Raw genomic sequence first — 3,274 nt, 5'->3', positions numbered from 1 at the left:
AAGCATAACTATTTGTTTGCATTTTTACTACGATCATTGTAGCTATGCAAGGAGGTGTCAAAAGCATAAATATAATGATTGTGGCCGCATGTAGCGGAGTATAGCCGCTACTTTGCCTCATTGCTTCTTCAGGCCTCATCTCTTCGCCGCTACTTGCTTCGGTGGCTTTACCGCTTTCGTATATACTGCCAAGCGTCGCCACTGCAGACTCCCTGGCGGCAAACGAGCTTAAAAATGCTACGTTTATCCTCCAGTCAAACCCTGCAAATTTTGATATAGGCTCAAGCGCACGTCCGGCCATACCAAGGAGCGAGCTTTCTATTTTGTCGTTTTTTTGCTCTCTTAGGATCGTCTTTCTTTGCGTCGATAGCTTTCTAAGTGCTGAATTTATCGCTTTTGCGTCTTGATCGGATTTTGGCATTATAAATTTGTAAAACTCGGGGTTCTCGGCCTCATATTTTTCGTCTATTCCTTTGCCTCCGCCCATCTTTTTAGCTTTGTATCCGTCATAAAAATTTAGTAATTGCGCGACCTTTTCTCTGCTGTCTACACTCGCATAATAGCTTGATTTTCTTGCAGCCACTTCAAAATTCGCTAGAGCCTTGGCCTCTTCGTTTGCATAATGCTCCTGCTTTTCGTTTGAAAGTCCCGGAAACTGCAAAAGCGCAAATAGTATCACGGCTACTGCGATGACGATCGTACAAACCTTTTTGATATACAACCACACGCGCTCGCACGCTCTTATCACGACGCCCTTAAACGTCGGCAGGTGATAAGGCGGTAGCTCCATCACAAAGGGTGCGGTCTCTCTCGTCTTTAAAATCGTTGAGGTTAAAAATTTAGCTATCAAAAGCGCAGCTAAGATCGTAACCGTCGAGATATAAAACATCATTACGCTCATTTGCGAGGTATTTATACTTTTCGTCCCGTCCGCAGCCACGATCGTAGTCGTATAAAACGCACCCAAAAGCAGCGTATAAAAAGGCACCTTAGCTAGGCAGTTCATCAAAGGAACGGTGAGAATAGTCGCCATTCTCGCCCTATCGTCGGCGATACCCTTAGTAGACATAACGCCCGGCACCGCACAGCCTCCTACAAATGCCCCGCCAAGTACTAGCGGCAAGGTGCTTTGCCCGTGTAGGCCGAATTTTTTAAAAATTTTATCTAAGACAAATGCCATCCTTGGCATATATCCGACATCCTCTAAAATTGCGATCATTGCAAAAAGTATAAAAAATATCGGCAGGTAGTTTAAAAGCGCGACGGCGGAATTTACGAGCCATATAGCCGCGTCTGTTATGAGCGGCACTTTAGCGATATCTGCCGCAGGCGTAATATCAACCACAAAGTTTTTAATAGCCGCAAGCAGCGGCCAAGTGTAGTTCGTGAGCTTATAACCAAAAACTATACTGCTCTCGTAAATCGCAAAAATAATGGCAAAAAGGATCGGAAAACTAAGCCAACGATTTAGGATTATTTTATCTATCTTGTCCGTTAGCGTGGCTTGATTTTTCTTGGTCTCTTTTACGCACTCGCTAAAGACTATGCTCGCGTTTTCGTATCTAAGCGCAGCCAAATAGCCCTCAATGCTTTTGCCCGTTTTTTCGTTAAATTTAGCCCTTTGCTCCACCGTTAAATTTTCTATCTCGGTGTTAGAGTTTTTTAGCAAATTTAAGGCCGCAGCGTCGTTTTCAAGGGCTTTTACGCAAAGCCATCTCGTACTCACGCCTTTATCTAAAGATACGCTATTTTGTAGCTCTAAAACAAAAGGCTCCAACTCTTCGTAATTTACCTTAAATTCTTTGTAGTTTTGTTTTAGATTTTTAGCATTTCTTAAAATGTCTAAAATTTCAGCCTTGCCTTCGCCCTTTGACGCGCTAGCACAGATTACGGGACATTTTAAAATTTTAGCTATTTTGCCGGAGTCTATAATTATGCCGCGTCTTTTAGCTACATCTAGCATATTTAAGACGATGACGACGGGAACGTCGATTTCGAGCAGTTGAAAGGTTAGGTATAAATTTCGCTTTAAATTTGAAGCGTCGATGATGTTTAAAATGACGTCAGGCTTTTCGTTTACGATAAATTCTTTTGCGACTTTTTCTTCAAGCGAATACGAACTAAACGAATAGGTGCCCGGCAGGTCAACCATCTCGACATCCACGTCTGCTACGCTAAAAAAACCCGATTTTTTATCAACGGTAACACCGGGATAGTTCGCGATATGCTGACGTATGCCGCTTATCATATTAAATACGGTGGATTTGCCGCAGTTTGGTTGCCCTGCAAGCGCTACTTTTATTTGCAAACTTCAACCTCCACCAAAGCCGCCTCGCTTTTTCTAAGCGATATCAAACAGTCCTGAATTTTAAACTCTATGGGATCAAGAAGCGGAGCGAGTCTTACCGCTTCAATGACGGCTCCGTTTATAAAGCCCATATCGAGCAACTTTTGAAGTAGTTTGCCTTCAGCTTTGAGCTCTTTTATCTTATATAAAATTCCAGCCTGTGCAGAGCTAAGATTCATACGCTTTTCCTTAAATATATAAATTTGACCGCCTCTGTTTTGCTAAAGCGGTCAAATTTAATAAAACTCATTTTATCTCAAAAGTAAAAGAGGCTATAGCTGTCTCTTCGTCACATTTTTTAGCATCTGCGTAAGGGAATTTATGCACTACTTTTAGCACCCATTTCCCTGGTCTAAGCGCTAAAACCTCGGTTTCCCCTTTTAGATCGGTCGTTGCATGAAACGCGCTTTTGTCTTTCAAAAATCCGTCAAACGTGCCGTCAATGGTAGCGACTTTTAAAGGTTTTCCTTCAAATAGCACCTTTACTTTAAACGGCTCGCCGACTTTAAATTTAGCCGGATTTTCCAAAGGCACAATCTCAAGGCGTTGCCCCGTGGATTTGGTTATAAAGTCATCTCCTGCGCCGACATTTATGACGCTCTTTGCGCTCATCGTAGCGCGGCGGCAAAATTTAGCATTTTTTATTGTTTCTTTAGTACCGCCCATGTGCCATTTGCCATCAGCATCTTCCGTCCAAAACGTAGGCTTGTATTCGCCGGTAATCGCATATGTGCCGTCTTTTAGTTTCGCGCCCTCGTAGCGATAGTTCTCTCCGCTTTGTTTTAGCGCGACCTTGCCGTCTTTACCAAGGATCACGGGTGCCTCAAAGTTGTTTACGCGCTCGGCGTCTATGGGTTCTGATTTTGGGAAATCATGCCCGAAACCTATATTCACGCATCCGCCGTACCGATTCGACCGCGCCAGGCA

The 3,274-nt window shown here is 43.4% G+C and carries 3 protein-coding genes; all 3 read right to left on the bottom strand.

What is annotated here, in order from left to right:
* Nucleotides 1-2,308, bottom strand: a 2,308-nt coding sequence (gene feoB / locus Q0314_RS08895) for a ferrous iron transport protein B (protein ID WP_298058358.1), incomplete at its 3' end; no start/stop codon positions are given.
* Nucleotides 2,299-2,526: a ferrous iron transport protein A gene (locus Q0314_RS08890; RefSeq protein WP_298058356.1), complete on the bottom strand. Its 228-nt coding sequence runs from the start codon at nt 2,524-2,526 to the stop codon at nt 2,299-2,301. The genes feoB and Q0314_RS08890, both read right to left, overlap by 10 nt.
* A gap of 67 nt (nt 2,527-2,593) precedes the next feature.
* On the bottom strand, nt 2,594-3,241 hold the full coding sequence (locus tag Q0314_RS08885; protein ID WP_298058354.1) for a DUF4198 domain-containing protein: 648 nt from the start codon (nt 3,239-3,241) through the stop codon (nt 2,594-2,596).
* Between the last annotated feature and the right edge of the window lie 33 nt (nt 3,242-3,274).

This window comes from uncultured Campylobacter sp. (genome assembly GCF_938040115.1).
Taxonomy (GTDB): Bacteria; Campylobacterota; Campylobacteria; order Campylobacterales; family Campylobacteraceae; genus Campylobacter_A.
Note: the sequence above shows the minus strand (reverse complement) of the source record. Positions and strands in the feature narration are given on the sequence as shown.